This is a genomic window from Streptomyces parvulus (assembly GCF_014648855.1).
GTDB lineage: Bacteria > Actinomycetota > Actinomycetes > Streptomycetales > Streptomycetaceae > Streptomyces > Streptomyces parvulus.
Genome location: NZ_BMRX01000002.1, coordinates 376,970 through 403,415, shown reverse-complemented (window position 1 = coordinate 403,415; position 26,446 = coordinate 376,970). Strand labels below are relative to the sequence as shown.

Genomic DNA, 26,446 nt, shown 5'->3' with positions numbered 1-26,446 from the left:
GGTAGGAAGAGGGCATGACTGGACTCGGCGCCGTATTCCGTCCCCAGCTCGCCCCCGAGCGGCTGCGTTCCGTGGCCCGTGCCGCCGACGAGGCCGGGCTGGAGGAGCTGTGGCTCTGGGAGGACTGCTTCCGCGAAGGCGGGATCTCCACCGTCGCCGCCGCGCTCGCGTGGACCGAGCGGATCCGCGTCGGGGTCGGACTGCTTCCCGTCCCCCTGCGCAACGTGGCCATCACCGCGATGGAGGCCGCCGGACTGCACCGGATGTTCCCCGGACGGCCCGTGCTCGGCGTCGGGCACGGTGTGCAGGACTGGATGGGGCAGGTCGGGGCGCGGGCCGAGTCGCCCGTCACGCTGCTGCGGGAGTACGTGCTCGCCCTCCGCGCCCTGCTGGACGGGCAGCGGGTGACGACCGACGGGCGCTACGTCCGGCTCCACGACGTCGCGCTGGACTGGCCGCCCGCCGGGCCCGTCGAGGTGTTCGCCGGCGCCACCGGGCCCCGTTCCCTGCGGCTGACCGGTGAGGTGGCCGACGGCACCGTGCTCACGGCGTCCACTCCGCCCGACGGGGTCCGCCGGGCCCGGCACCTCATCGACGAGGGGCGGGCGGCGGCCGGGCGCACGGGCACCCACACCGTCGTCGCCTATCTCCTCACCGCCACGGGACCCGGCGCGGACGAACGGCTGCGGGCCGACCTGGTCGCCGAGGGCGACGCGGACGTGCCCGGTCTCGGGGTCGCCGGAGACGCGGAGGCCGTCGCCGAGGCCGTGCGCCGGTTGGCCGAGGCCGGTGCCGACACCGTGATCCTCCAGCCGACCGCGGACGAGCCCGACCCGGAGGCGTTCGTCCGGTTCGCCGCCGAAGAGGTACGCCCCTTGGTGAAGTAGGCCGCCTTACTCATCACTCCTCCGGCCACGCACCCCCACCAGAAAACGTCCAGCGCCTCACCGCCGCATCGCTCCATCGAACGGATCCCCCTCGCCATGTCCCATCCCCACCCCCCGACCTTCGACGAACTCCTCGCCGAAGGCGCCGCCGTGCCCACCGAGGGGTGGGACTTCTCCTGGTTCGAGGGGCGGGCCACCGAGGCGCGGCCGTCGTGGGGGTACGCGCTGTCCATGGCGGGGCGGCTCGCCGAGGCGCACGCCGTGCTGGACGTGCAGACCGGGGGAGGAGAGGTACTGGACTTCGCGCTGCGGCAGGGCGGGTCGGGCCGCCGGCCCCCGCTCGTCGTCGCCACGGAGGGCTGGGCGCCCAACGTCGACACCGCCACCCGGCTGCTCCGGCCGCTCGGCGTCCCGGTGGTCGCCGCGCTCGACGACGCGCCGCTGCCCTTCGCCGACGGTGCCTTCGACCTCGTCGTCAGCCGGCACCCGGTCCAGCCGCACTGGGACGAGATCGCCCGCGTACTCGCGCCCGGCGGCACCTACTTCGCCCAGCACGTCGGGCCCGCCAGCGTCTTCGAGCTGGTCGAGTACTTCCTGGGGCCGCTGCCCGAGGAGACGCGCCGGCAGCGCGACCCCGAACGGGAGCGTGCCGACGCCGAGGCCGCCGGGCTGGAGGTCGTCGGGCTGCGGGCGGAGCGGCTGCGGATGGAGTTCCACGACGTCGGGGCCGTCGTCCACTTCCTGCGCAAGGTGGTGTGGATGGTCCCCGGCTTCACCGTCGAGACGTACCGCGACCGGCTGCGCGAGCTGCACGAGCGCATCGAGGCCGACGGGCCCTTCGTCGCCCACAGCGCGCGGCACCTCTTCGACATCCGCAAGCCGCACGAGCACTGAGCCGCCGCGACGCGGCCCGGAACCTCATGCCCGCCGCGACGCGGCCCCGCCCTCACGCCCGCCGTGACGCGGCCCGGCCTCACGCGTGCGGCCCCACCGACACCTCCCCGATCACCAGTTCGGCGCGTGTTTCGAGCACCCTCCCCACCTGTTCCACGCGGGCCGCCAGTTCCCGTTCCTGCCGTGCGGTCAGGCGGCTCAGGGGCTCCACGGTGACCGTCGTACGGCGGCCCCGGCGCAGCTGGTGCCAGACGCCCGCCACGGTCCCGTCGACCATCAGCACGGGGAAGTTGCCGGCCTGCCCGCCCGCCAGCGCCCGTTCCCGGGCGGCGCCGGGGAAGAGCCGTTCCCGCGGCTGGGCGGCGATGACGTAGGCGTCGAAGTAGGGCAGCAGACGCACCCCGCGCAGGAGTTCGTCCCGTTCCGGAGCGTCCGGGAAGACCGTGTCACCGGCCGCCACCCACGCCGACGTGCCCGCGCCGCCCGTGCCACCCGAGCCACCCGACCCCTCGGCACCGGCACCGGCATCGGCACCGGCACCGGCCTCCCCGCCCCCCGGGTCACCGAAGGCGACCTCCTCGATCTCCCCCTCCCGGGCCAGCCCCGCGAACACGTCCCGTGCCCAGCCCGGCGGCGCGGCCAGCCAGCGGGCGAAGTGGCGGGGCGTGGCCGGGCCGTACGCCTGCTGGTAGCGGCGGACCAGGAGCCGGGTCGCCTCCTCGGGCGGGAGCGGGGTGAAGCGCGGGGGCCGGGTGTACGTCACTCTGCGCCCGCGGTGGGGGCCGAAGGACAGGGCGCCGCACTGGCCCGCCCGGTGCAGGACCTGGCGCCAGCGCGGCCACAGGGTCTGGAACGCCGGCATCACCAGGTCGCCGGCCCAGGGACCGGTGCGGGCGACGACCTCCTCGCCCAGCTCGTCGATGGTGAGGAACCGGCCGTCGAGCGCGTCGCCGATCGCGGTCACGACCTGGCCGGCCCGTTCGTCGTCGAGCCGCACGTCGGGCGCGAACGAGGCCGGGCCGTCGGGGACCGCGGTCAGCGCGGCGCACCACATCGGCAGGTCGCGAGCCGGCAGGAGGTGCACCGTGCCGCGCGGGCCGTGGGTCTTCACGAGTGACGGGGCGGGAGCGGGAACGCAGGCCGAAGCGGGTGCGGGCGGCGGGGCGACCGGCCACAGCGCCCTCCGTACGTCCGATCGGGTGATGTTCTCGGTCCGCAGCCCGATCGACAGCTCCGCCGCCGACAGGACCTGGGCGTGGGCGCCGAGCATCGCCGCCGCCACGTCGGCGGCCATGTCGGCCGTGTCGGCGCCCGGCGCGCCCGTCTGCGCGGACTTGGCCAGGAACTGCCGTTCGAGGCGCCGCGCGCTCGCGGCGGCCCAAGTGATCCCCGTCGATTTCCTCATGAAGCGACGTTAGGGGGGCAGTAGGACCGTTACCGGCCCCGAGTGCGCGGGCGTGACCGGGATCTTTACGTGGGCATGGGGCACGCCTTCGCAAAGTCCGGAGCGGTTGGGGCGAGGGGGGCTAAATCACCCACCGATCCTCACAGGGTTTCCACATCGTTATTCACCGTTGTCCTCGGCGGGTCGATTCCGTGACGCCCGGTCACGTACATTCGAGCCCAGGTAATTCGCGTGAGCAAAGCTGCGCGTGTGGCACCGCGCAGTGGAGGGGGCTGCGCGGTGCCGGGTCAAGCGGGCGTGGGCCTCGTCCGTCACCCGGTCGGGGGAACTCGTGAGGGGCCCCGTCGATGGCCCTCTCGCCGCTTGTCGCCACTCCCGTCACATGTGACCACCTGTGAATCCGCTGTGTATGCGGTGTGTGTTCGGTAAGCGGCCGTGTTTTGGCCACGATTCAGGGCGGAATGGGCGCTTCCGAGGGCATCCGGGCGTCGCCGGGCAACTCCGGAGAGTAATTTTTACCCGCCGATGCACGCAGCATCACTTACAAAGGGTTATGGTGGAAACCCCCCCTCGGGCCGGTCCGTATCCCCCCCCCACGGACCGGCCCGTTTTTTCTGCCCGGGCGCAGGGTCGCCCGTGAGTGCCCGCCCGGACGTCCTCCGGGGGCCGCGGCAGGGGCGTCGCGCGGTGCGCCCGTAACGAGGAGTTCACCGGTGCGCCCTCCTGTGCCGTGGCATGGCCGCGCTCGTTCCAGGGCATAAGGCAAGCAGGTCGACGCCCGAACCACGGGTGTCGGATCTCAGCGGACGGCACGGAGCCGTCCGCCCGGGAGGCCCTTTGCACCAGCCCCACCGTGCGGTCACAGCACGGAAGACGCGGCGGAGGACCGGCCCACGGTCCGCGCCAGTGCAGGGCGGCCCCGAGGGTCAGTCGGACCATTCCCGCAGGCCCGAACCGGTCGGCTCGTTTCCGCCCTCCCGGCGCGACGCGATCCCGCCCTCCCGGCCCAGCGTCCACTCCGTCGCTCCCCGACCTCATCCGAGGGGGTACGTCCTTCCGTGGTGACCAGCACAAAGCGCCACAAGCCAGATAGGCGCACCTACGTTCTCGACACCAGCGTCCTGCTGGCCGACCCGAACGCTCTGAGCCGCTTCGACGAGCACGAGGTAGTGCTCCCGATCGTCGTGGTGACCGAGCTGGAGGCCAAACGGCACCATCCCGAACTCGGCTACTTCGCCCGGCAGGCCCTGCGCCTGCTCGACGAGTTCCGCGTCCGGCACGGTCGCCTCGACGCCCCCATTCCGATCGGGGACCTCGGCGGCACCGTCCGTGTCGAGCTCAACCACTCGGACCCCAGCGTGCTGCCCAGCGGCTACCGCCTGGGGGACAACGACTCCCGCATCCTCGCGGTCGCCCGCAACCTCCAGGCCGAGGGATTCGACGTCACCGTCGTCTCCAAGGACCTCCCGCTCAGGATCAAGGCGTCCTCGGTCGGTCTGCTCGCCGAGGAGTACCGCGCCGAGCTGGCCATCACGGACTCCTCCGGCTGGACCGGGATGTCCGAACTGACGCTGCCCGGCGAGCAGGTGGACATCCTCTTCGAGGAGGGGCACGTCTACGTCCCCGAGGCGGCCGAGCTGCCCGTGCACACCGGTCTGACCATCCAGTCGGAGCGCGGCAAGGCCCTCGGCCGGGTCACGCCCGACGGCAACGTCCGGCTGGTGCGCGGCGACCGGGAGGCGTTCGGCATCAAGGGCCGCAGCGCCGAGCAGCGGATCGCGCTCGACCTGCTCCTCGATCCGGACGTCGGCATCGTGTCGATGGGCGGCCGGGCCGGCACCGGCAAGTCGGCGCTGGCCCTGTGCGCGGGGCTGGAGGCGGTCCTGGAGCGCCGGCAGCACCAGAAGGTGATGGTCTTCCGTCCCCTCTACGCGGTCGGCGGGCAGGAGCTGGGCTATCTGCCCGGGTCCGAGGCCGAGAAGATGAGCCCGTGGGCGCAGGCGGTCTTCGACACGCTGTCGGCGGTCACCAGCCGCGAGGTCATCGAGGAGGTCACCGCCCGCGGGATGCTGGAGGTCCTGCCGCTCACCCACATCCGCGGACGCTCCCTGCACGACGCGTTCGTCATCGTGGACGAGGCCCAGTCCCTGGAGCGGAACGTCCTGCTGACGGTCCTGTCCCGGGTGGGCGCCAACTCGCGGGTCGTCCTGACCCACGACGTGGCCCAGCGGGACAACCTGCGGGTGGGGCGGTACGACGGAGTCGTCGCCGTGGTCGAGAAGCTGAAGGGGCATCCGCTCTTCGCGCACGTCACGCTCACGCGGTCCGAGAGGTCGCAGATCGCGGCGCTGGTGACCGAAATGCTGGAGGACGGACACATCTGACCCGTCTTCGACCATCCGCGAACTCCGACCCGTGGCGGGTCGGTTGTCCGACAATCGGCGCCGTCCGGAAAGGCCAAGAGCCTAGCCGGGCGGCGCCGCGGTGTGTGTGCGTTTCCGGGAATCCCTTGGGCCAAACGGGATGTGAGCTTTCACACGCAACACAGAATTGCCTCACCCCGTCGGGTTACGGCAGAGTCTCATTCCTGTCAGGCCCCGCATACGACACACCTGTACCCCCAGCGGTACGGCACCACAGCAGCACCAGCCTCAACTCCATAGCAGCGTCGTATGCCGCCCGAGCACCACACGGCGCTCCCCGCGAGGGGAGTTGTCCACCGGGCCCGTGCCTCCCGTGACCAGTAGTTGAGGAGGCCAGCGCCAGGGGCACGATTGCGTCCGCGAGGGTCACCGAAGCGGGCGATGCTGGAAGGAAACCGTGTGAGCCGGATCTCGGTCCGGGGATTCGCAGTGGCCTCGGCCACGGCAGTCACCGCTGTCGGTAGCGTCGTCGGAGTTGCCTCGGGCAGCACCGCGCAGAGCAACGACGCGGAGGCGACGGCAGCCGGCACGACGCTGCTCGCGGACATCCCCATGGGTGAGCAGGCGCAGGTGCAGACCGCGTCCCTGACTCAGCAGGCCGACGTGCAGGCCATCGCCGCGGACGCGAGCGCCAAGAAGGGCGCCGAGGAAGCCGCCCGCAAGGCCGCCGCCGAGACCGCCGTGGCCAAGCAGGAGAAGGCCAAGAAGGCGGCCGAGGAAGCGGCCAAGAAGCGCGAGGAGGAGAAGGAGGCGGCTGCCAGTCGCAGCGCCGAGCGCGACTCGACCAGCTTCGCCGTCCAGAGCTCCTACAGCACGAGCCAGATCCAGGCCATGGCCCGTCAGATGGTGCCCAGCGGCCAGTTCCAGTGCTTCAGCAACATCGTGGACCACGAGTCCAGCTGGAACTACCAGGCCGTGAACCCGTCCTCCGGCGCCTACGGTCTCTTCCAGGCCCTCCCGGCCGGCAAGTACGCCTCCGCGGGCGCCGACTGGCGCACCAACCCGGCCACCCAGATCAAGTGGGGCCTCAGCTACATGGACGGCCGCTACGGCAGCCCGTGCGACGCCTGGGCCTTCTGGCAGGCCAACCACTGGTACTGAGCCCGCCGCCCGCCCGGCGCGGATCACCGCTCAACCTCGCGGAGCCCCTCACCGTCCTACGGTGAGGGGCTTTCGCGTTGCCGCCCTGTACCGTCGGACCGGACGGCTCCAGGGGGGAGTGGTGGGGACAGACGGGGGAAGAGGACGGATCATGTCGCGAGTGCCAGGGTGGCTCGGCCGGCTCGGCGCCGGACTGACCGAGATGAGTGGGCGGTTGGAGCAGCGCCGCCAGGAGGCGCGGCGCAGCGCCGCCGACGACGGCCGGTCGGCCTCCTCCGACCAAGGGCCCCCGACCCCCGAGGAAGCGGCCCTGGAGTACGCCGCCACCCACCACGCGGTCGTGGTCCGCGACCGCCCCGACCCCGCGCAGGCCGTGCCCTGGGGCGTGCGCGTCGCCGCCGAGGCCGGCTGGCGGCTGCTGGTCCTGGCCGGCACGGTCTGGGTCCTCATGCGCGTCATCAGCGCCGTACAGCTGGTGGTGCTGGCGTTCGTCGCCGCGCTGCTCATCACGGCGCTGCTCCAGCCGACCGTGGCGTGGCTGCGCCGGCACGGGGTGCCGCGCGGACCGGCCACCGCCCTGACCGCGATCCTCGGGTTCGTGGTGATGGGCCTGATCGGCTGGTTCGTCACCTGGCAGGTCATGGAGAACATCGACAACCTCTCCGACCAGGTCCAGGACGGCATCGACGAGCTGCGCAACTGGCTGCTCAACAGCCCCTTCCACGTCACCGACAAGCAGATCAACGAGATCGCCAAGAACCTGCGCGAGGCGGTCGGCGCCAACACCGACCAGATAACCTCCGCCGGCCTGGAGGGCGTCACCGTCGTCGTCGAGGCGCTCACCGGCATCCTGCTGGCCGCGTTCTCCACGCTCTTCCTGCTCTACGACGGCAAGCGCATCTGGCAGTGGACGCTCAAGCTGGTGCCGGCCGCGGCCCGGCCGGGCGTCGCGGGCGCCGGGCCGCGTGCCTGGCGGACGCTGACGGCGTACGTGCGGGGCACGGTGATCGTGGCGCTCATCGACGCCATCTTCATCGGGCTCGGCATCTACTTCCTGGACGTGCCGATGGCCGTCCCGCTGGCCGTGTTCATCTTCCTGTTCGCCTTCATCCCGCTGGTCGGCGCGGTGGTGTCGGGCGCGCTCGCGGTCGTCGTGGCGCTGGTGACGCAGGGCGTGTTCGCGGCCGTCATGACGCTCGTGGTGGTGCTGGCGGTGCAGCAGATCGAGGGGCACATCCTCCAGCCGTTCATCCTCGGCCGCGCGGTGCGGGTCCATCCGCTGGCGGTGGTGCTGTCGGTGGCGGCCGGCGGAATGATCGCCGGCATCGGCGGCGCGGTGGTCGCCGTACCGCTGGTGGCCGTGACGAACACCGTCGTCGGCTATCTGCGGGCGTACTCCCGCGAGGCCGCCGCCCGGCAGACGCCCGAGCCGCGCGGAGCGACCGCCGTGGGCGCCTCACCGGCGACGGATCCGCCGCCCGGGCCGCCCCAGCCCCCGTCCGCCGAACCGCCGTCGGACGCCTCACCGGCGTGACCCCCGCGGTCCCGGACGACCCGACCACGCGAAGGGCCCCGCCCACCCGAAGGCGGACGGGGCCCTTGCGCGCGGGTGGTGCGTGCGGACGGCTACTCGCCGGCCAGGACCGCCTCGGCGTCGAGCGTGACGCCGACGGCCTCGACCACGGCGGCGATCTTGAACGCCTCCTGGATCGTCTCGCGGTCCACACCGGCCTTGCGGAGCACCTGCTCGTGCGAGTCCAGGCACATGCCGCAGCCGTTGATGGCGGACACCGCGAAGGACCACAGCTCGAAGTCGACCTTGTCGACGCCCGGGTTGCCGATGACGTTCATCCGCAGACCGGCGCGCAGGGTGCCGTACTCGTGGTCCGACAGCAGGTGCCGGGTGCGGTAGAAGACGTTGTTCATCGCCATGACGGCGGCGGCCGACTTGGCGGCCGAGTACGCCTCCGGCGAGAGGTTCGCCTTCGCCTCCGGCTCCAGCTCGCGCAGCACGATGGGGGAGCGCGAGGCGATGGCGGTCGCCAGCACGGTGCCCCACAGCTGCTGCGCCGGGAGGTCGGAGTTGCCGATGACCGAGCCCAGGTTGAGCTTCAGGTCCTTGGCGTAGTCCGGGACGGCGGACTTCAGGGAGTCGAGGGACATGTCAGCTCACTCCCCGGAGAGCAGCGCGACCGGGTCGAGGGTCTCGTCGCCCTTGCTCCAGTTGCACGGGCAGAGCTCGTCGGTCTGCAGGGCGTCGAGGACCCGCAGGACCTCCTTGGGGTTACGGCCGACCGAGCCGGCGGTCACCATGGAGAACTGGATCTCGTTGTTCTGGTCCACGATGAACACGGCGCGCTTGGCGAAGCCGTCCTCGCCCTCGATGCCGAGGTCGCGCATCAGCTCGTGGCGCGAGTCGGCCATCATCGGGAAGGGCAGGTCACGCAGGTCGTCGTGGTCCTTGCGCCAGGCGTGGTGGACGAACTCGGAGTCGCCGGAGAAGCCGAGGACCTGGGCGTCGCGGTCGGCGAACTCGTCGTTCAGCTTGCCGAAGGCGGCGATCTCGGTCGGGCACACGAAGGTGAAGTCCTTGGGCCACGCGAAGATGACCTTCCACTGACCCTCGTAGGTCTTGTGGTTGATCTGCTGGAACTCCTCGCCCTTCTCCAGCGAGACGCAGGCGGTCAGGTCGAACTCGGGGAACTTGTCACCGACAGTGAGCACACGCTCTCCTTGCAGCGAGGAAACACCCGTTTTGCTGGTGTTTCCCATGGGTTGGACGTTCTTGATGTTGGCACAGGGTGCATTGATTAGTGAAATAGCTACACTCGGTCGAGTTGATCGGAGGTGGCTATTAGTGTCCGGTAAGAAGAGGCAGCCCAGCCTCGCTCAGCTGCGGGCTTTCGACGCCGTCGCGGAACACCTGCATTTCCGCGACGCCGCCGCGGCGATCGGGATGAGCCAGCCGGCCCTGTCCGGCGCCGTCTCCGCGCTGGAGGAGGCACTGGGTGTCACGCTCCTGGAGCGTACGACGCGCAAGGTGCTGCTCTCGCCGGCCGGCGCGCGGCTCGCGGTGCGGGCGAAGGCGGTACTGGCGGAGGTCGGCGCGCTCCTTGAGGAGGCGGAGGCGGTACGGGCGCCCTTCACCGGCGCGCTGCGGCTCGGCGTCATCCCGACCGTCGCGCCGTACCTGCTGCCGTCGGTGCTGCGCCTCGCGCACGAGCGCTACCCCGACCTCGACCTCCAGGTCCACGAGGAGCAGACCGCGAGCCTCCTGGACGGCCTCACCACCGGCCGCCTCGACCTGCTGCTGCTCGCCGTGCCGCTGGGGGTTCCCGGTGTCACCGAACTTCCGCTCTTCGACGAGGACTTCGTCCTCGTGACGCCGCTCGACCACCGGCTCGGCGGCCGGGAGGGCCTGGAGCGCTCGGTGCTGCGCGAGCTGAACCTGCTGCTGCTCGACGAGGGGCACTGCCTGCGCGACCAGGCGCTGGACATCTGCCGCGAGGCGGGCCGCGCCGGGATCCCCGCGACGACCACGGCCGCCGGTCTGTCGACCCTGGTCCAGCTGGTGGCCGGCGGCCTCGGGGTCACGCTGCTGCCGCGCACCGCGGTCCGCGTGGAGACCTCCCGGTCCAGCCAGCTCCTCACCGCGTCCTTCGCCGACCCGGCCCCCACCCGCCGCGTCGCGCTCGCCATGCGCACGGGTGCGGCGCGCGGCGCGGAGTACGAGGAACTGGCGGCGGCCCTGCGCGAGGCGATGACGGACCTGCCGGTACGGACGGTCGACGCCTGAGAGGCCGTCCGACCGACCTCGCTGCCCGCCGGGAGGACCACACCGGTCACCGGGCGCCTGCCGTCGGGGGGCGGCCGTGCCCAGGGTCGCGAACTTCGCCCCGTCGCCCGGCGGGTGCGGTCGTGCGGGGGCATGGCGGGGGTCTCCTCCCGCCGTCCGGCTGCGGCCGCCGGGACCCGCCCTCGCGGCACCGGTGAAGTCGCCCGGCGGGTGCCGCGTCGAGGGGAGGGCCCAACGGCGGCCTCTGCCCAGCCCTCCTCGCGGGGACGCGCCCACCGCCGCCGGACGGCCGACATCCGGCCCGCCGCGTGTCACCCCCGTTTGGCGTCCGGGCCGCCACCCCCGCCGCGTCCGCCGTCCGGGCCGCTGCACGCCACCCGCCCCAGCCGTCCGGGCCGCTGCACGCCACCCGCCCCAGCCGTCCGGGCCGAGTCCTACAGGACCCCCGAGGCCCGCGGCCCCGAAGCCGGCCGCCCCGAACCCCGCCCCGTCGTCGGCCTGTTCCCCGACCGCGACGAGGGCCCGGCGGGAAGGGCACCCCCTCCCGCCGGGCCCCTGCCCAGCCCGCGCCGCTATTCCGTGCGCAACCCCTCCGGCCGCATCAGCCGCAGCAGCGGAGGCAGGCTGCACAGCGTCACCGCCAGGACGACCGCCGCGCCGATGCCCGTCATGGACAGCACGCCGGTCCAGTCGACGCGGACCGGTGTGGCCGTCATCTTCAGCAGGACGGCGCCCAGGGTGAGGCCCACCACCGACGCCAGGAGCAGGCCCAGCGTGATGGGGATCGCCGTCTGCCACAGCACCGACAGGCTCAGCGTGCGGCGCCGGGTGCCGAAGGCGACCAGCGCCGACAGCAGCTTCTTCCGCTCGCGCAACTGCTCCAGCTGCGAGACCAGCAGACTCGCGCCGATCAGCGCCAGCACGCACGCCGCTCCCACGAGCAGCCCGGTGCGGATGGCGTCGAACCGGTCGGTGCGCTCCGTGGACGACCACGTCATGGGGTCCGCCAGCGGATGGATCGCCGCCGTGGTGTTCCGGACGTAGTCCCGCACGTCGGGCACCGACTCGTCGAGCCGCAGGTAGGCGTGCCCGGTCAGGCCGGGGGCCAGCGCCGCCGCCATGGCCTTCGGCGTGAGCAGGAAGCCGCCCCGGTCGATCCCGGCCAGCAGGCCGCGGCTCGGCTCGGCCGCCTTGACGCCCGCGGGCACCGTCCAGGGGATCTCCCGGCTCTTCGGGCTGCCCTCGTAGGACGGGTCGAGGTACAGCTTCCGGCCGGCCGCGGACAGCTTCGCCATGTCCACCCCGCCGTCCCACTCGGCACCGTGGACGGCGAAGACGTCTCCGTCCGCGCACGAGCCGATCCGGGCGATCTCGCGCAGCGAGGCGCAGTCGCCGACGGTCATCATGGTGGTGTTCTCCGGGTCCAGGCGTGCGTCCCCGAGATAGCCCTCGGAGTAGTCGTAGACCGTGTTCACACCCTCGGTGTCCCGGAGCCGCTCGGCGGCCGGGGACACCGGCACGTCGGCGGGCAGGGAGATCTCCATCTGCGCCCGCGTCAGGTCCTGCCCGGTCGACTTGGTGTAGTCGCCGTCCACGCCGGCGAACAGCATCTGCAGGGCGATCGCGCCGGCGACGGCCACCGCGATGCCGTTGACCATGCGGGCCGCCGTACCGCTGCTCATCTGGAGCCTGCGCACGGCCAGTTGCCAGGCCACCCCGCCGGAGCCGAGCCGCGCGACGACGGTCTCCACGACCCACGGCAGCAGCGCGGTCACGCCGACCAGGAGCAGGACCACACCGCCGGTGACCATGTACTGGTTGAAGTCGCCGTTCTCGCGGCCGTTGCCGACCATCGGGTACAGCAGCGCCAGTCCGGCCAGCGGCAGCAGCAGCCGCCACCACAGCCGGCGCCGGGCCGGCCGCCCCGAGCGGACCACCCCGAGCGGCTCGATGACCACCCCGCGCAGCGCGAAGAGCGTCACCAGCACCGCCGCCGCCGGCACCGCCACGGCGACCAGCAGGGCCAGCAGCGGGGACGGGTTCAGGTAGCTCGGGAAGACGCTGATGTCGAATACCTCGGCCGTGCCCGCGAGCTGGCGTCCGACCATGAAGAACCCGGCTCCGAAGACCAGGCCGAGGACGGCGCCGGCCAGCGCCTCCCCGGCGGCGATCCGCCGGGTCATGTGGCTGTCGGAACCGACCAGCCGCAGCGCGGCCAGCCGCCGGTCCCGCCGCTCCCCGCCGAACCGCACGGCCGCCGCGATGAACACCGCGACCGGCATCAGCAGCACCACGAAGACCACCAGGACCAGCAGGAGCAGGACCGGGTCGGACTCCTGCTCGCCCGGATCCGTGTCCCCGAACCGGTCGATGCGGGTGACCCGACCGCCGTCGATCAGGGGAGCGAGGCCGTCGGCGCCCTGGTAGAAGGCGAGTTCGCCCGAGCCGATCAGGCCGCTCTCCCCGATGGTGCCGACGATCCGGTCCGGCAGCCGCTCCCGCAGCAGCGCGCCCGAGTCCGACTCCAGCAGCCTCTTCAGCGCGGGGGAGACCACCATCTCGCCCTCCGCCGGGAACTTCTCCAGACCGGGCGGCAGCGGTGCCCGCGGACCCTCGGGCTCCAGCGCCCTGCCCCGCACGCTGTCCTCGCGGAAGTCGGTGCCCACGTTGGCGACCACGAGGGTGTCGTCGGCCCGGGGCGGCCGTTCCTGGGAGAACGTGAAGTCGTTGCGGGCGCTCTCCCGTTCGTGCCGGACCTGGAGCGCGTTCGGGATGGCCGTCGTCAGCAGCAGCAGCGCCACGCCGAGCCCGACGCCGACGGCCGTCAGCAGGGCCCGGGTCCAGCCCTCCCGGCCTCCGGTGAGGGCGAACCGGACACCCAGCGCCAGGTCAGCGGTCCTCCTCCACGCTCGGCCCCGCTCGCGCGGGAGGTGCCCCCTGCGGACGCTCATACGACCCGCTCCATGTCCCGGGACCTGCCGTCCCGTACGACGATCTCGCGGTCGGAGTAGGCCGCGACCCGCGCCTCGTGCGTGACGAGGACCACGGCCGCGTTGGTGGAGCGCGCGGCGTCCGTGAGGAGTTCCATCACGCGCTCGCCGTTGAGGGAGTCCAGCGCGCCGGTCGGCTCGTCGGCGAAGAGCACGCGGGGGCTGGTGACCAGCGACCGCGCCACCGCGACACGCTGGCCCTGCCCGCCGGAGACCTCGCCGGGCCGCTTCTTACGCAGGTCGTCGACCTCCAGCCGCTCCATCCAGGTCAGCGCGGCCCGCTCGGCCTCCTTGCGGGAGGTGCCGTTCAGGCGCAGCGGAAGGGCGACGTTCTCGACGCAGGTCAGCTCCGGCACGAGCTGGCCGAACTGGAACACGAACCCGAAGTCCGAGCGGCGCAGGGCGCTGCGCTCCGAGTCGCCCATGGCGGACAGCTCGCGCCCGTTGTACGTGATCGTCCCCGAGTCGGGCGGCACGATGCCGGCGAGGCAGTGCAGCAGCGTCGACTTGCCGGAGCCCGAGGGGCCCATGACCGCGACGACCTCGCCGGGGTGGATGGAGAACTCGGCGCCGTCGAGGGCGAGGGTGGGACCGTAGGCCTTGCGGAGCTGCTCGGCCGAGAGCAGGGAACCTGCGGGGGGAGTCATCGGGCCACCGCCTCACGGAGCTTGTCGAGGCGCGCCGCGGTCAGCTCCAGCCAGCGCAGGTCGGCCTCCAGGTGGAACAGGGCGTGGTCGCAGATGAGCTGGTCGGCGAGGTCGCCCTTGCGCTTGCGGTCGGTGAGGATGCGCATGCCGCGCAGGTGCTCCGAGCGCTGGGTGTCGAGGATGTCGGCGGCGTCGCGGTGGGTGAGCAGCGCGAGGACGACCTTGGTGTACAGCGTCGACTGGAGGTAGGGCTCGGGCTTCTCGGGCGTGGCGAGCCACTGCTGCACGTCGGTGATCCCCGCGTCGGTGATCGCGTACCGCTTGCGCTCGGGACCGTCGCCCGCCTCTATGCCGTCGACGACGACGAGGCCGTTCTTCAGCAGGCGGGACATCGTCGAATAGACCTGGCCGTAGTGGAGCGGCCGGTCGTGACCGAACTTCTCGTCGAAGGCACGCTTGAGGTCGTAACCGTGGCGTGGCCCGGACTCCAGGAGCCCCAGGAGGGTGTGACCGATGGACATGCGGAGCACTCTACACACGGTGTATACCCGCCATGTATACGCACGGTGCAGACGCCGTGCCCGCGCGTACGGGAGTGCAGGTCGGAGCCGATTGTCACGGTTGTGGAACGACGGAAGCCGCGCCTCCGCGGAGTGCGGCGGCGCGGCTCGGGGCCGTGGTCGGTCACGACGGCGGCGTCTCCCCGGGTCCGTTTCCGGGTCCGTCCTTCGGCGGGCGGCCCCGGCGCGGCAGCGGCCCGGCGTCACCGGGGAGGCGGCCCGCCTCCGCCAGCGCCCTGCGGAGCAGGAACTCGATCTGCGCGTTGGCGGAGCGCAGGTCCTCGCCCGCCCAGCGGGCCAGTGCCTCGTACACCTGGGGGTCCAGCCGCAGCAGCACCTGCTTGCGCTGCTGCGGCCGGCGCCTCGGGGCGGGCCCCCCGGGCGGCGGACCCTCGGGCGGTGCACCCTCGGAAGGGGTCGTCACTGGTAGAGCGTCCCCGTGTTCAGGACCGGCTGGGCGGCGCGGTCCCCGCAGAGCACGACCATCAGGTTGGACACCATCGCGGCCTTCCGCTCGTCGTCCAGCTCCACGATGTCCTGCTCGCTGATCCGGGCGAGCGCGGCCTCGACCATGCCGACGGCGCCGTCCACGATCTGCCGCCGGGCCGCGACCACCGCGCCGGCCTGCTGCCGCTGGAGCATCGCCGAGGCGATCTCCGGGGCGTACGCGAGGTGGGTGAAGCGGGACTCGATGATCTGGACCCCGGCCGCCTCCACGCGTGCGTGCAGCTCGACGGCGAGCTTCTCGGTGATCTCCTCCGCGTTGCCGCGCAGCGAGAGGCCGTCCTCCTCGTGGGCGTCGTACGGGTACTCGATGGCGATGTGCCGGACGGCCGCCTCGGTCTGGGTGGAGACGAACTCGACGTAGTCGTCCACCTCGAAGGTGGCCTGCGCGGTGTCCTCCACCCGCCACACCACGACCGCCGCCAGCTCGATGGGATTGCCGTAGGCGTCGTTGACCTTCAGGACCGCCGTCTCGTGGTTGCGCACCCGGGTCGAGATCTTGGTGCGCGAGGTGAAGGGGTTCACCCAGCGCAGGCCGTCCTCGCGGATCGTTCCCCGGTACCGCCCGAAGAGCTGCACCACGCGCGCCTCGCCCGGCGCGACCATGTTCAGCCCGCACATCGCGAGGAAGGCCGCGATGGCGATCAGGATGCCTCCGATGATGAGCCCGGCCTTCCCGCCGGCGGAGGAGACCGCGGTGGCGGAGACGATCAGGCCGGCCCCGACGAGCAGTCCGAGCAGACCCAGGAGCAGGGCGGCGCCGCCGCCGATGCTGTGCGCCTGGTTCTCCCGTACGCGAGGCGCCGGCATCTCGGGCACATCCGCGGTGACCTGCGGGGCATCGTGCGTGGACATGGGTGGTCCCCCGTTCTCGCGGGGCGCGCTCGGGCGCGCCTCGGTTGCTTACTTTGGTCTAGCTAAGTGATATCACTTTACATGAAAGTCGCAACCTTGCGCCTGCTTCGTACGTCGGTTCCTACGGAACGGGTGCTGATTCTCACGTCCGTACAAGGCCGGATCGGTAGCCGTTTGTCATATCTCCCGGTGTTAGCTTTCTGAGCTGACCTGAGCGACGAACCTGTGTGACACGTGAGCGAGGCGTGCCCACAGATGACCGAAGCGGAGCGGATCGGACCCATGGGACGAGCGGAAGAGAGAAAAGCGCGACAGCGCGGTGGCCGCCGCGCGGCGCCCAGACGCCGCTCGTCGGGCGCGGGCGGCAAGAGCGGCATACGCCGCCTGTTCACCTGGAAGAAGATCCTCGGCACGTTCTTCGGCCTCTGCCTGCTCGGCATGGGCGCCTTCATCGTGCTCTACATGGTGATCGACATACCCGAGGGCAACGCCGACGCCGAGCTGCAGAGCAACGTCTACAAGTACAGCGACGGCAGCGTCATGGCCCGCACCGGCGACCGCAACCGCGAGATCGTCGACCTGGCCAAGGTGCCCAAGGACGTCCAGCGCACCTTCGTCGCCGCCGAGAACAAGACCTTCTACGACGACGCGGGCGTCGACCTCAAGGGCACCACGCGCGGCGTGCTCAACACGCTCTCCGGCAAGGGCGCGCAGGGCGGGTCGACGATCACCCAGCAGTACGTCAAGAACTACTACCTGTCCCAGGAGCAGACCGTCTCCCGCAAGCTCAAGGAGCTGGTCATCTCCCTGAAGCTGGACCGGGAGAAGTCCAAGGACTACATCCTCGCCGGCTACATGAACACCAGCTACTACGGCCGCGGCGCCTACGGCATCCAGGCCGCCGCCCAGGCGTACTACCGCGTGGACGCCGAGGACCTGACGGTCGAGCAGGGCGCGTACCTCGCCGCCCTGCTCCAGGCGCCGAACCAGTACGACTGGGCGAACGCCGGCGAGACCGGCAAGAAGCTGGTCCAGGAGCGCTGGAACTACGTCCTGGACAACATGGTCGAGCAGAAGTGGCTGGCCGCCTCCGACCGGCAGGGCATGGAGTTCCCGGTGCCGAAGGAGCCGAAGGCGGCCCCGGAGCTGAAGGGCCAGACCGGGTACCTGGTGGAGGCCGCCAACGCCACGCTGAAGAAGCAACTCGTCGCCCAGGGCGCCGCGGAGGACATGGAACAGGCCAAGGCCCTGGTGGACCTCGGCGGTTACACGGTCACCCTCAACATCGACAAGAAGAAGCAGGCCGCGCTCGAGAAGTCGGTCAAGGCCAAGCTCACCAGCAAGCTCGACCCCGGCAAGCGCGACGTCGACGCCGACGTCCAGGCCGGCGCCGTCTCCGTCGACCCGAAGACGGGCCGGGTCCTCGCCATGTACGGCGGCGAGGACTACGTGAAGCACTACACGAACAACGCCACCCGCGCCGACTACCAGCCCGCCTCCACCTTCAAGCCGGTGATCCTCGCCGCCGCCGTCGACCAGGACGCCGAGACCCAGGACGGCGTGCCGATCACCGCCAACACCATGTACGACGGCACGAGCAAGCGCCCCGTCATGGACGGCGACCAGAAGGCCGGCTTCGCGCCCCCGAACGAGGACGACGTCGACTACGGCGACATCGACGTCCAGGAGGCGATGAACAAGTCCGTCAACTCGGTCTTCGCGCAGATGGGCGTCGACGTCGGCATGTCCGAGGTCATGAAGGTCGCCGGCGAGCTGGGCATGGACACCGAGGGCGAGCAGGCCGTGCCCGCGCAGACCCTCGGCAGCATGGGGGCGAGCCCGCTGGAGATGGCCGGCGTCTACGCCACCCTCGACAACCACGGCAAGAAGGTCACCCCGCAGATCGTCAAGTCGGTCGAGCACAAGGACCGCACCGTCGACATCCCCGAGGCGGTCGGCGGACAGGTGATCAGCGAGCAGGCCGCCGACACGGTGACCTCGGTGCTCACCGGCGTGGTCGACGACGGCACGGCCAGGACGTCCGTACGGGAGAACCCGCTGCGCGACGGCCAGCAGGTGGCCGGCAAGACCGGTACGTCCGACAACAACAAGTCGGCCTGGTTCACCGGCTACACCCCGGGCCTGGTCACCTCGGTCGGCCTCTTCGGCGAGGACCCCGAGAGCCACAACCAGGTCCCCATGTACAAGGCCGGCGGCGTCGACCACCGCGTCAACGGCGGTGGCTTCCCCGCCGAAATCTGGGCCGCGTACACCTTCGGCGTCATGGACGGGGTCACCCGATTCGACCTCGACACCAAGCAGGGTGCGGCGGTGAAGCCGAGCAGGTCGCCGTCGGTCAGCCAGTCGCCGAGCCAGTCGCCCACGCAGGAGGAGACCCGGGAGGAGTCGCCCTCCCAGGAGCCGACGACCGAGGAGCCGTCGACCGGGACGCCGACGACCGAGGAGCCCTCCCAGTCGCCGTCGCAGTCGCCGTCCAACAGCCCGTCCACCCAGCCGCCCACGGGCGGCGCGACCACGGATCCGGAGAACCCGTTCCTCCCGGACGGGGGCCGGGACGACGGGGAGTAGCCCGCGACGGCCGACGGCGGGAGCGGACAGACGCGAAGGGGCGCCCGGTGCTCACCGGGCGCCCCTTCGCCTGTGTCTCAGCCGCGGTTCAGCTCGAACCAGACGACCTTGCCCGTGCTCAGCCGCGTCGCGCCCCAGCGCCGGGCCAGCCGGTTCACCAGGTACAGCCCGCGCCCGCCCTCGTCGGTGGCGCGCGCCTGCCGCAGCCGGGGCAGCTGGGGCACGTCGTCGCCGACCTCGCAGCGCAGCACGTCCGTACGCAGCAGCCGCAGGGTGACCGGCCGCGAGGCGTACCGCACCGCGTTGGTGACGACCTCGCTGACCAGCAGCTCCACCGAGTCCGTGAGGTCCTCCATGCCCCAGCGGGCCAGCGCCCGCCGGGCCAGCCGCCGGGCCCGGCCGGGCGCCGCGTCCTCCGGCTCCAGGAACCAGTACGCCACGTCGCTCGGCGCGATGCCGTCGAAGCGGGCGGCGAGCAGCGCGATGTCGTCGTCCCGGTCGCCGGGGCCGAGCATGTCGAGGACCTCGTCGCACAGGGCTTCCAGGGGCGGCGGATGGTCCGGGCCGGTGAGCTGCGCGGTCGCCGCGAGGCGCTCCCGCAGCTGCTCTATGCCGGTCCACACGTCGCGCAGCCGGGACTCGACCAGGCCGTCCGTGTAGAGGAGCAGGGTCGCGCCGGCGGGCGCGTCCAGCTCCACGGCCTCGAAGTCGACGCCGCCCACGCCGATCGGGGCGCCGGCCGGCACCCGCAGCACTTCGGCGTGGCCGCCCAGGTGCAGCAGCACGGGCGGCGGATGCCCGGCGTTGGCGACGGTGATGCGGTGGGTCACCGGGTCGTACACCGCGTACAGGCAGGTCGCCATGCGGTCGGAACCCAGGCGCTGCGCCTGCTCGTCGAGGTGGTGCAGCACCTCCTGCGGGGGCAGGTCGAGCCCGGCCAGGGTCTGCGCGGTGGTGCGCAGCTGGCCCATGATGGCCGCCGACGTCATGGAGTGGCCCATCACGTCGCCGACGACCAGCGCGACGCGGCTGCCGGGCAGCGGGATGGCGTCGTACCAGTCGCCGCCGACCCGCGCGGTCTCGGCGGCCGGGAGGTAGCGGGAGGCCAGCCGCACGCCGGTGCAGCGGGGCAGGTTCTCCGGGAGCATGGTGCGCTGCAACTCGTCGGCGATGTACGCCTCGCGCCCGTACAGCACCGCCTTGTCGATGCCGAGGGCGCTGTGGGTGGCGAGCTGCGCGGCGACCAGCAGGTCGTCGGCCTCGAAGGCGACGCGCTCCGGGCCGCGCAGGAACAGCGCGGCGCCGATCACCCGGCGCCTGCCGCGCAGCGGGGCGAGGATCGCCCGGCGGCCGTCCGGCACCGCGAACTCCCGGCCGTCACCCAGCAGTTCAGGCAGCGCGGCGTGGGCGGCCGGGGTGTCCGTGAAGACCGGGCGGACCCCGCGCAGCACCTCGGCGAGCGCGCTGCCCGGCCGTACCTCGCACAGCTCGGAGCCGACCGACTCCAGCTCCGAGGGTTCCGGCTGGGCGGCCGGGATGAAGCCGCCGTCGGTGTCCCGCTCGGCCGGTATCCGGTCGGTGCGGCGCAGCCGCAGCACCAGCGGACCGGTGGGCCGCTCGTCGCCGACGGGCAGCGGTTCGCGCAGGTAGACGAGGATCGCGTCGGCGAACGTCGGCACGGTGGCCCGGCACAGGCCCATCACGATCTCGTCGAGGTCCATGCCCCGGGCGATCCGCCGGGTCGCCGCACCCACGAACCGCAGCCGGTCCCCGTCCCGGCGCATCGGCGTGGGCTGTCCGGGCGCGGTGACCTGGCCGGTCCGCCGCTCGGGTTCGGCCGCGGCCCGGCGGTCCGCACCCGCCGGCGCGACCGGGCCGGCCGACGCGCCGCCCGGCTGCACCGGCACGCCCTCCGCCGCCGGGCGCGGGCGGTGCGTGTCGGGCTCGGCGGCCTGCTCGGCGCCCGGCTGGGCGTGCTCGAAGGCGCCGGGGGTGCCGGCGGTGGGCGGTGTCTCGCCCGCGCGTCCCTGTGCCGGTAACGCGGACCCGGAGGCGCGCGGCGGCACGGGGGTACGCATGAGTGCCCCGCGGGGATCCGTGGGGTCGGCGCCCGTCAGCGGGGGCTCGAAGGAGGTCGGGTGCTCCGTCACGCGTGTCGAATCCATCCGTCCGGGACTGCGCGCGGCGCGTGCAGTTCGTCCCGCAGAAATCCCGATACCCCGAATACGTGCCCGAGGAACGGGGTTCCCGCGTGGTCAGGGGCTGTTGCCGTGTCACCGGCGGGCCGTCGGCGGCCCGTCTGCGTGTTGCCCTCGTACCCCTCGCTCACGTCCAGCCGCCCCTCGGTGACGATCGGTCAAGCACAGCGCACGCTCCGCCGGTTGCCGTTGCCGCGCTCCTTGCGGAGGACGATCCTACGTTTCTTGCCGGGGGGCACTTCAAGGGTCTCACGAGGACACGTGCGCGGGCGTGCGATCCCAGTCCCCCGGCAGCGACGGTACCGTCCACGCCGGATCGGGGCGCCAGTCCTCCCAGCCGTCGGAGAACGGCGAGCCCCAGGCGCGGATCTCCGCGACCGCGGCCCGGCCCGCCGCCCGCACCCGCTCGGCCTGCCCGGCGTCCATCAGGCGGTCCCGCTGGGCCTGCGCGAACTCGTCCTCGTCCCGCCAGTACCAACCGCGGTCCGGGTGGACGGAGATGTCCAGGAAGTGGTCCTCGGAGTCCACGCCGCCCTCCCAACGGGTCAGCGGCTCCTCCAGGTTCACGTACCAGTTCTTGAACCGCCAGCCCGGGTCCCAGAACAGCCACACCGACCAGGCCACCCCGGGCCGCGCCAGCTTGAGCACGCCGGTGCCGAACCAGCGGTCGCGCTGCACCGCGCGGGGCTTGGTGTAGCGCGACGCCAGGGGTTCCAGGTGCACGGGCGTGCCGTCGGCGAGCACCGGCTTCACGCACTCGGTGCCGGGCGCCAGCCACACGGCGAGCAGGTCGGCGTCGTCCCGCACGACGGTGACGGGGCGGGCGATGTGGAAGCGCGGTCCGCCGTTCTCCCGGTACCGCCACAGGATGTGACTTCCCGGCGCCCAGAACTCCGCCCGGCCCGCCGCACCGCCCGCCTCAGTGGCCCCGTTCACCGCTTCACCGTCTGCCATGCACAGATATTAGGTGCCGTGACCACCCGGCGCGCCGGTGATCGCGAGAGCGGTTGCCGGCGCGCGTCACGGACGGGTCATCCGCAGGACGTCCAGCGCCTCGTCCAGCTGCCCGGCGGTGAGGTCGCCGCGCTCGACGTAGCCGCCCTCCTCGACCACCTCGCGGATCGTCCGCCGCTCCGCCAGCGCCTTCTTCGCGACCTTCGCGGCCTCCTCGTACCCGATGTACTTGTTCAGCGGCGTGACCACGGAGGGCGACGACTCCGCGTACTCGCGCGCGCGGTCCCGGTCGGCGGTGATGCCGTCCACGGTGCGGTCGGCCAGCAGCCGCACGACGTTGGCGAGCAGCCGGACCGACTCCAGCACGTTCTTGGCGATGACCGGCAGCATGACGTTCAGCTCGAAGTTGCCGGCCGCGCCCGCCGCCGCGACGGTCGCGTCGTTGCCCGTGACCTGGGCGGCGACCATGAGGACGGCCTCGGGGATCACCGGGTTGACCTTGCCGGGCATGATGGACGAGCCCGGCTGGAGGTCGGGCAGCGCGATCTCCGCGAGCCCCGTGCGCGGTCCGGACGCCATCCACCGCAGGTCGTTCGCGATCTTCGTCAGTCCGACCGCGATCGTCCGCAGCTGCCCGCTGGTCTCCACGATGCCGTCTCGGGCGCCCTGCGCCTCGAAGTGGTCGCGGGCCTCGGTCAGCGGCAGCCCGGTCGCGCGGGCCACCTCCTCGATGACGGCGGCGGAGAAGCCGGGCGGGGTGTTGATGCCGGTGCCGACGGCGGTGCCGCCCAGCGGCAGCTCGGCCAGGCGGGGGAGCGAGGCGTTCAGCCGCTCGACGCCGTACCGCACCTGCGCCGCGTACCCGCCGAACTCCTGGCCCAGGGTGACGGGCGTGGCGTCCATCAGGTGGGTGCGCCCGGACTTGACCACGTCGGCGAACTCCTCGGCCTTGCGGCCCAGCGCGGTGGCCAGGTGCTCCAGGGCCGGGATCAGGTCGCGGGTGACGGCGGCGGTGGCGGCGATGTGGATCGAGGACGGGAAGACGTCGTTGGACGACTGGGAGGCGTTGACGTGGTCGTTGGGGTGCACGTCGCGGCCCAGGCGCTCGGTGGCCAGGGTCGCGAGGACCTCGTTGGTGTTCATGTTGGACGAGGTGCCGGACCCCGTCTGGAACACGTCGACCGGGAAGTGCTCGTCCCACCGGCCCTCGGCGACCTCGTCCGCCGCCTCCCGGATCGCGGCGGCGACGTCCTCGTCCAGGACTCCCAGCTCGGCGTTGACCTTCGCCGCCGCGCCCTTGATCCGGGCCAGCGCCTCGATGTGGGCGCGCTCGATCCGCTGACCGGAGACCGGGAAGTTCTCGACGGCGCGCTGCGTCTGCGCCCGCCACTTGGCGCCGGCGGGGACGCGGACCTCGCCCATGGAGTCGTGTTCGATGCGGTAGTCGCTCATACCGGGTACAGCGTGCGGGGCGGTGCGGATGTTCCGGCACCGCCCCCGTTCGGCCGCTGCGGCCGGTCCGCTACGCCAGGCCCGGCCCGCGCACCGGGATGCTCGTGAACGTCGGCGCCGGCGCCGGGTCCTGGAAGAAGTCGTTGCCCTTGTCGTCGACGACGACGAACGCCGGGAAGTCCTCCACCTCGATCTTCCAGACCGCCTCCATGCCGAGTTCCTCGTACTCGACGACCTCGACCTTCTTGATGCAGTCCTGCGCGAGCCGCGCGGCCGGCCCGCCGATGGAGCCGAGGTAGAAGCCGCCGTGCGCGTCGCACGCGTCGGTGACCTGCTTGCTGCGGTTGCCCTTGGCGAGCATCACCTTGGAGCCGCCCGCGGCCTGGAACTGCTCCACGTAGGAGTCCATGCGCCCGGCGGTGGTCGGGCCGAAGGAGCCGGAGGCGTAGCCCTCGGGGGTCTTCGCCGGGCCCGCGTAGTACACCGGGTGGTCCTTCAGGTACTGCGGCATCTCCTCGCCCGCGTCCAGCCGCTCCTTGATCTTGGCGTGCGCGATGTCGCGGGCCACGACCAGCGGACCGGTCAGCGACAGCCGGGTCTTGACCGGGTGCCGGGTCAGCTCGGCGAGGATGTCGTCCATGGGCTGGTTGAGGTCGATCTCGACCACGTCGCCGGCCTCGTCGAGGTGCTCGTCCGTCGTCTCCGGCAGGAAGCGCGCCGGGTCGGTCTCCAGCTGCTCCAGGAAGACGCCCTCGGCGGTGATCTTCGCGACGGCCTGGCGGTCGGCGGAGCACGACACGGCGATGGCGACCGGGCAGGAGGCGCCGTGCCGCGGCAGCCGCACCACGCGCACGTCGTGGCAGAAGTACTTGCCGCCGAACTGCGCGCCGATGCCGATCTTCTGCGTCAGCTCGAAGACCTTCTCCTCCAGGTCCTTGTCCCGGAAGCCGTGCCCGAGCGCCGAACCCTCGGCGGGGATCTCGTCCAGGTAGTGCGCGGAGGCGTACTTGGCGGTCTTCAGCGCGTACTCGGCCGACGTGCCGCCGACGACGATCGCCAGGTGGTACGGCGGGCAGGCGGCCGTACCGAGCGAGCGGATCTTCTCCTCCAGGAACTTCATCATGGAGGTCTCGTTGAGGACGGCCTTCGTCTCCTGGTAGAGGAACGACTTGTTGGCCGAGCCGCCGCCCTTCGCCATGAAGAGGAACTTGTAGGCGCCGCCGTCGGTCGCGTACAGCTCGATCTGGGCGGGGAGGTTGGAGCCGGTGTTCTTCTCGTCCCACATGGTGAGCGGGGCCATCTGGGAGTAGCGCAGGTTCAGGTTCTGGTAGGCGTCGTAGATGCCGCGGCTGAGGGCCTCCTCGTCGCCGCCCGACGTGAGCACGTTCTGGCCGCGCTTGCCCATGACGATGGCCGTGCCGGTGTCCTGGCACATGGGCAGCACGCCCGCCGCCGCGATGTTCGCGTTCTTCAGCAGGTCCAGCGCCACGAACTTGTCGTTGCCCGACGCCTCGGGGTCGTCGACGATGCGGCGCAGCTGCGCGAGGTGGGCGGGGCGCAGGTAGTGCTGGATGTCGTGGACGGCCTCCTCGGCCAGCTTGCGCAGCGCCTCCGGCTCCACCTTGAGGAAGGTCCGCCCGTCGGCCTCGAAGGTGGACACGCCCTCGGCGGTCACCAGCCGGTACGGAGTGGTGTCCTCACCCTGGGGGAGCAGGTCGGTGTACGCGAACTCAGGCATCTCGCCCATTCCTCACTAGACATCGCGCGCGGCTGGATTTCGCTGGATCTCTCAGCAACGACGGCTGGCCTCCATCGGCAGCGCCAACCAGCGTAGAACCTGCCCGCGGGGCCGGGCTTGTGAGGTAAGGCTCAGTAGGGTGCGACAAGGTTGTCCACAGGTCTGGTCGCGATCTATCGCGTTTCGGTACTCTGCTGCCGTGGACCTTCAGAAGCACGCCCAGACCGACGCCCCGCGCACCTCCGAGCTGCGCGCCTCGGACGCCGACCGCGACCGCGTCGCCGACATGCTCCGCGAAGCCCTCGCCGAGGGGCGGCTCACCGCCGACGAGCACGCCGAGCGGGTCGAGGGCGTGCTGGCCGCCAAGACCGTCGGCGAGCTGGACGTCTTCGTGCGCGACCTGCCCGCCGCCCACCGCGACCGCCCGGCCGCCGCCGCGGCGCCCAACCGCCCGACCGCCGGCGCCATCCCCCCGGAGCCCGACGAGAACGTGGTGGCGGTCTTCAGCAGCGCCGTCCGCAAGGGCCGCTGGCGGGCCAGCCGCCGCATCCACGCCTACGCGGTGTTCGGCAGCGTCGAGATAGATCTCAGCGAGGCCGTCTTCGAGTACCAGCAGGTCGTGATCAAGGCCTTCTCCGTCTTCGGCAGCGTGGAGGTGCGCGTCCCGGAGAACGTGTCGCTGCGCGGTACGGGCGGCGGGGTGCTCGGCAATTTCGAGGTGCACACACTCGACTCCGACGAGCCCGAGGCCCCCGTCGTCTACGTCGACGGCTGGGCGGTCCTGGGCAACGTGGAGGCGCGCCCCAAGCGCGGCAAGGTCGTCGCCGATCTGCTGGACCGGGTGCACCGCAGGGTCGAGAAAGGTTTGCGCAAGCACCTCTAGCGCACGGTCGGCAGCCGTTGGGAACCCAGTGCATAGGCCCGCGCACAACGGGTAAGCCTTGACGCATCGTCTCTCGCTCGCGAAGCCGTCGTCAGGAGTAGACCGTGCTGCAACCGCCGCATTCGTCCCTGCAGGTAGCTGCCGTTCCGGCCCAGCGGGGGCCGGTGCGGGACAGGGACCAAGACGCTCCGTGGCACACCGAGGCGGTGTGCCGGCGCGACGAGGCCGGACTGTTCTTCGCCCCCTCCAAGGAACCGACCGCCGCCCGGCTCTCCCGCGAGGAGGCCGCCAAGCGCGTCTGCGCCCGCTGTCCCGTCATGGTCGAGTGCCGCGAGCACGCCCTCCTCCAGCCCGAGCCCTACGGCGTCTGGGGCGGCCTCACCGCCGCCGAACGCCGCGTGGTCCTCGCCCGCCGCCGTCGCCGCGAGGCCGAACTGAAGAAGCCGCCGCGCACCCCGACGGCCCGCATAGCCGCGGCGGGCTAGCCGCCTACGACGCGAAGAAGGCACCCTCTCCGCACAGAGGGTGCCTTTTCACGCGCCGACGGTACCTTTGCCGCCCCGGCCTGGG

The 26,446-nt window shown here is 72.1% G+C and carries 21 protein-coding genes; 9 read left to right on the top strand and 12 right to left on the bottom strand.

Going from position 1 to position 26,446, the window contains the following annotated elements; translation table 11 throughout:
- The first annotated feature begins 14 nt into the window (after positions 1–14).
- Both IE108_RS04755 and IE108_RS04750 read left to right on the top strand, forming a co-directional pair.
- Positions 15–887 carry an LLM class flavin-dependent oxidoreductase gene (locus tag IE108_RS04755; RefSeq protein ID WP_064729603.1) on the top strand — a complete coding sequence of 291 codons (873 nt, stop codon included), beginning with the start codon at positions 15–17 and terminating at the stop codon, positions 885–887.
- 96 nt (positions 888–983) lie between these two features.
- Positions 984–1,781, top strand: a complete 798-nt coding sequence (locus IE108_RS04750) for a class I SAM-dependent methyltransferase (RefSeq protein ID WP_064729604.1) — start codon at positions 984–986, stop codon at positions 1,779–1,781.
- Positions 1,782–1,860: 79 nt separating this feature from the next.
- On the opposite strand, the gene IE108_RS04745 is transcribed toward IE108_RS04750, so the two are convergent.
- Positions 1,861–3,186 carry a winged helix DNA-binding domain-containing protein gene (locus IE108_RS04745; protein ID WP_064729605.1) on the bottom strand — a complete coding sequence of 442 codons (1,326 nt, stop codon included), beginning with the start codon at positions 3,184–3,186 and terminating at the stop codon, positions 1,861–1,863.
- Between the two features lie 1,058 nt (positions 3,187–4,244).
- Between IE108_RS04745 and phoH2 the strand changes: the two genes are divergently transcribed.
- From phoH2 to IE108_RS04730, 3 genes are all read left to right on the top strand, one after another.
- Positions 4,245–5,570, top strand: coding sequence for an RNA 5'-3' helicase PhoH2 (gene phoH2, locus IE108_RS04740; RefSeq protein ID WP_161343966.1), 1,326 nt, complete (start codon positions 4,245–4,247; stop codon positions 5,568–5,570).
- 438 nt (positions 5,571–6,008) lie between these two features.
- Positions 6,009–6,710 carry an aggregation-promoting factor C-terminal-like domain-containing protein gene (locus IE108_RS04735; protein ID WP_189397576.1) on the top strand — a complete coding sequence of 234 codons (702 nt, stop codon included), beginning with the start codon at positions 6,009–6,011 and terminating at the stop codon, positions 6,708–6,710.
- 151 nt (positions 6,711–6,861) lie between these two features.
- Positions 6,862–8,244, top strand: coding sequence for an AI-2E family transporter (locus IE108_RS04730; protein WP_064729608.1), 1,383 nt, complete (start codon positions 6,862–6,864; stop codon positions 8,242–8,244).
- A gap of 92 nt (positions 8,245–8,336) precedes the next feature.
- Here the strand turns inward: IE108_RS04730 and IE108_RS04725 are convergent, their stop codons facing one another.
- Together IE108_RS04725 and IE108_RS04720 are read right to left on the bottom strand one after the other, a co-directional pair.
- Positions 8,337–8,873: an alkyl hydroperoxide reductase gene (locus IE108_RS04725; RefSeq protein ID WP_064729609.1), complete on the bottom strand. Its 537-nt coding sequence runs from the start codon at positions 8,871–8,873 to the stop codon at positions 8,337–8,339.
- A gap of 6 nt (positions 8,874–8,879) precedes the next feature.
- Entirely contained in the window at positions 8,880–9,434 is a 555-nt protein-coding gene (locus tag IE108_RS04720; RefSeq protein WP_064729610.1) for a peroxiredoxin, read from the bottom strand.
- A gap of 133 nt (positions 9,435–9,567) precedes the next feature.
- Between IE108_RS04720 and IE108_RS04715 the strand changes: the two genes are divergently transcribed.
- Positions 9,568–10,506, top strand: a complete 939-nt coding sequence (locus IE108_RS04715) for a LysR substrate-binding domain-containing protein (RefSeq protein ID WP_064729611.1) — start codon at positions 9,568–9,570, stop codon at positions 10,504–10,506.
- A gap of 572 nt (positions 10,507–11,078) precedes the next feature.
- On the opposite strand, the gene IE108_RS04710 is transcribed toward IE108_RS04715, so the two are convergent.
- The 5 genes from IE108_RS04710 to IE108_RS04690 form a co-directional block, all read right to left on the bottom strand.
- Positions 11,079–13,457: an ABC transporter permease gene (locus IE108_RS04710; RefSeq protein WP_064729612.1), complete on the bottom strand. Its 2,379-nt coding sequence runs from the start codon at positions 13,455–13,457 to the stop codon at positions 11,079–11,081.
- Positions 13,454–14,143 (bottom strand): ABC transporter ATP-binding protein, encoded by a 690-nt coding sequence (locus tag IE108_RS04705; protein WP_064729613.1) that lies wholly within the window; start codon positions 14,141–14,143, stop codon positions 13,454–13,456. The genes IE108_RS04710 and IE108_RS04705 overlap by 4 nt, the downstream gene beginning before the upstream one ends.
- Positions 14,140–14,664 carry a PadR family transcriptional regulator gene (locus IE108_RS04700; protein ID WP_064731948.1) on the bottom strand — a complete coding sequence of 175 codons (525 nt, stop codon included), beginning with the start codon at positions 14,662–14,664 and terminating at the stop codon, positions 14,140–14,142. The genes IE108_RS04705 and IE108_RS04700 overlap by 4 nt, the downstream gene beginning before the upstream one ends.
- 163 nt (positions 14,665–14,827) lie before the next feature.
- Positions 14,828–15,178: a type II toxin-antitoxin system antitoxin gene (locus IE108_RS04695; RefSeq protein WP_264200419.1), complete on the bottom strand. Its 351-nt coding sequence runs from the start codon at positions 15,176–15,178 to the stop codon at positions 14,828–14,830.
- Positions 15,124–16,062 carry an SPFH domain-containing protein gene (locus IE108_RS04690; protein ID WP_064729615.1) on the bottom strand — a complete coding sequence of 313 codons (939 nt, stop codon included), beginning with the start codon at positions 16,060–16,062 and terminating at the stop codon, positions 15,124–15,126. Before IE108_RS04690 ends, IE108_RS04695 begins: the two co-directional genes overlap by 55 nt.
- Before the next feature lie 282 nt (positions 16,063–16,344).
- Here IE108_RS04690 and IE108_RS04685 point away from each other — a divergent pair, with 282 nt between their 5' ends.
- Entirely contained in the window at positions 16,345–18,651 is a 2,307-nt protein-coding gene (locus IE108_RS04685; RefSeq protein ID WP_064731949.1) for a transglycosylase domain-containing protein, read from the top strand.
- Positions 18,652–18,728: 77 nt separating this feature from the next.
- Here IE108_RS04685 and IE108_RS04680 read toward each other — a convergent pair whose 3' ends face one another.
- The 4 genes from IE108_RS04680 to IE108_RS04665 all read right to left on the bottom strand — a co-directional run bounded on the left by IE108_RS04680 (position 18,729) and on the right by IE108_RS04665 (position 24,993).
- Positions 18,729–20,816 carry a SpoIIE family protein phosphatase gene (locus IE108_RS04680; protein ID WP_064729616.1) on the bottom strand — a complete coding sequence of 696 codons (2,088 nt, stop codon included), beginning with the start codon at positions 20,814–20,816 and terminating at the stop codon, positions 18,729–18,731.
- A gap of 282 nt (positions 20,817–21,098) precedes the next feature.
- On the bottom strand, positions 21,099–21,803 hold the full coding sequence (gene fomD, locus IE108_RS04675) for a cytidylyl-2-hydroxypropylphosphonate hydrolase (RefSeq protein WP_064729617.1): 705 nt from the start codon (positions 21,801–21,803) through the stop codon (positions 21,099–21,101).
- A 66-nt stretch (positions 21,804–21,869) separates the two neighbouring features.
- Positions 21,870–23,255, bottom strand: coding sequence for a class II fumarate hydratase (locus IE108_RS04670; protein ID WP_064729618.1), 1,386 nt, complete (start codon positions 23,253–23,255; stop codon positions 21,870–21,872).
- A 70-nt stretch (positions 23,256–23,325) separates the two neighbouring features.
- Positions 23,326–24,993, bottom strand: coding sequence for a fumarate hydratase (locus tag IE108_RS04665; RefSeq protein ID WP_064731950.1), 1,668 nt, complete (start codon positions 24,991–24,993; stop codon positions 23,326–23,328).
- Between the two features lie 199 nt (positions 24,994–25,192).
- Between IE108_RS04665 and IE108_RS04660 the strand changes: the two genes are divergently transcribed.
- Both IE108_RS04660 and IE108_RS04655 read left to right on the top strand, forming a co-directional pair.
- A complete protein-coding gene (locus tag IE108_RS04660) occupies positions 25,193–25,876 on the top strand; it encodes a DUF1707 SHOCT-like domain-containing protein (RefSeq protein ID WP_064729619.1) in 684 nt (227 codons plus the stop codon).
- A gap of 104 nt (positions 25,877–25,980) precedes the next feature.
- Positions 25,981–26,361 carry a WhiB family transcriptional regulator gene (locus tag IE108_RS04655; RefSeq protein WP_079163650.1) on the top strand — a complete coding sequence of 127 codons (381 nt, stop codon included), beginning with the start codon at positions 25,981–25,983 and terminating at the stop codon, positions 26,359–26,361.
- The last annotated feature ends 85 nt before the right edge of the window (positions 26,362–26,446 follow it).